Source organism: Kitasatospora arboriphila (genome assembly GCF_039528095.1).
GTDB classification, from domain to species: domain Bacteria; phylum Actinomycetota; class Actinomycetes; order Streptomycetales; family Streptomycetaceae; genus Kitasatospora; species Kitasatospora arboriphila.
The window spans coordinates 1-1,783 of record NZ_BAAALD010000209.1 but is presented as its reverse complement, the minus strand read 5'-3'; the positions used below and the strand labels follow the sequence as shown (position 1 = coordinate 1,783).

2 protein-coding genes are annotated in these 1,783 nt (G+C 70.8%); both read left to right on the top strand.

Features of this window, described 5'->3' with window-relative positions; genetic code table 11:
* Window positions 1–562, top strand: a 562-nt coding sequence (locus ABD353_RS39490) for a helix-turn-helix transcriptional regulator (protein WP_344628551.1), incomplete at its 5' end; no start/stop codon positions are given.
* Between the two features lie 299 nt (window positions 563–861).
* Window positions 862–1,701: an IS5 family transposase gene (locus tag ABD353_RS39485; protein WP_344628552.1), complete on the top strand. Its 840-nt coding sequence runs from the start codon at window positions 862–864 to the stop codon at window positions 1,699–1,701.
* Window positions 1,702–1,783: the final 82 nt, after the last annotated feature.

The window sequence follows — 1,783 nt, the reverse complement described above, 5'->3', positions numbered from 1 at the left end:
GGCGGGCACCGAGCCGGGAGCGGCGGCGGCGGGCGCCGGCACGGCCACCGCCCTGCTCGCGCACGCCCACGCCCTCGGCACCGGCGAGCCCGCGTCCGCGGCCGACGCGGCCGATCGCGCGGGCGCGATCCTGCTCGCCTCGGGGACGATGATCGAGGCCGGCCGGGCCCTGCTCACCGCCGGCACCGCGCACGCCGCCTCGGGCCGCCGGCGCGAAGCCCTCGACCGGCTCGCCCACGCCGCCCGCCTGTTCGAGGACGCGGGGGCCCACGGTCTCCTCGACCGAACCGTCCGCGAACAACGCCGGCTGGGTGCCCGCGTGCCGCACCCGGGCGCCACCGGAGCACACCCGGACCGGCCCTACGACCTGTCCCAACGCGAACTCGACGTCGTCCGCCGGGTGATGGCGGGCCGCACCAACCAGGCGATCGCCGAGGAGCTCTACCTCAGCGTCCGTACGGTCGAGACCCACCTGTCCCACGTCTTCGCCAAACTCGGCGTCGGCTCCCGCGCGGCGGTGATCACCACACTGACCGGCCTGCTGCCGCCCGAGCAGCACTGACCCCCCTCCCGGCCCGGGGCCGGGAGCCGGATTCCCGATGTCCGGGCGGGATCGCAGGGTGGGCCGACTGGGTGTTTCACCCATGAAAGAACCAGTTGGCCCCAGTTTCTAGACCGCTTGGCCAGCTCTCCTGCGGCAACTCCTGAGGCCCTTTGTGGCAGGAGTTCCGCCTGCGTACGAACGTCCGTTGGAACTGTGCCGATCGTCCCGTCTCATCCCAAGGGGGCCAGGCTGGAGCACGATTGTCCCTGAGCTCCATGTTTCTCGGTGGAAGTGGGATTCCGCAGTACGCCGTCGTCATCACGGATCGTCGACCGTATCCGAGCGACCTGTCCGACGCCCGCTGGGCCCTGGTCGAGCCCACCCTGACCGCCTGGCGCCGGGAGCGCACGGCGCGTGCCCTGGCGTTCGGACGCCCACCCGAGCACGAACTGCGCGACCTCCTCGACGCGATCCTGTACGTCGACCGCACCGGCATCCCCTGGCGCTACCTGCCGCACGACTACCCGCCCTGGGAAACCGTCTACGCCTACTTCGCCCGATGGCAGAAGGAGGGGGTTTTCGAGCAGCTCAACGGTCTGTTACGCCGCCTTGTCCGCACCCGCGAGGGGCGCAGTCCCGAGCCGACGGCCTGCATCGTCGACTCGCAGAGCGTGAAGACCTCCACGAACGTCCCCGCCGCCACCCAGGGCGCCGATGTCGGGAAGCGAATCGTCGGCTGGAAACGCAACATCGTCACCGACACGATCGGCCTCCTGCTCGTCGTGCTGGTCACCGCCGCAAGCGTCCAGGACGGCACCGCCGGCCCACAGCTGCCGGCCGCCGTCGCAGCCGACCACCCGAGCATTCGCAAGGCCTGGGCCGACATGGGCTACAAGAACGCCGTCGTCGAACACGCAGCCACCCTGGGCATCGACCTCGAGATCGTCCGCCGCGAGCCTGCCACCAGCGGATTCGTCGTCCAACCCCGCCGCTGGGTCGTCGAGCGCACCTTCGGCTGGCTCATGAACCACCGACGCCTCGCCCGCGACTACGAGGCTCTCCCGGCCCGCTTCGGAGCCATGGTCCACGTCGCGATGATCAGCCTCATGACCCGCCGCCTCACCGGCGAGAGCACGCCGACCTGGCGCGGAACATGAGCCCCGAAGCAGGGACGAAACGCCCAGTCACTGGGCGTTTCACCCATGAAAGCGCTGGTTGATGCGGGTTTTAGAGCCGTCC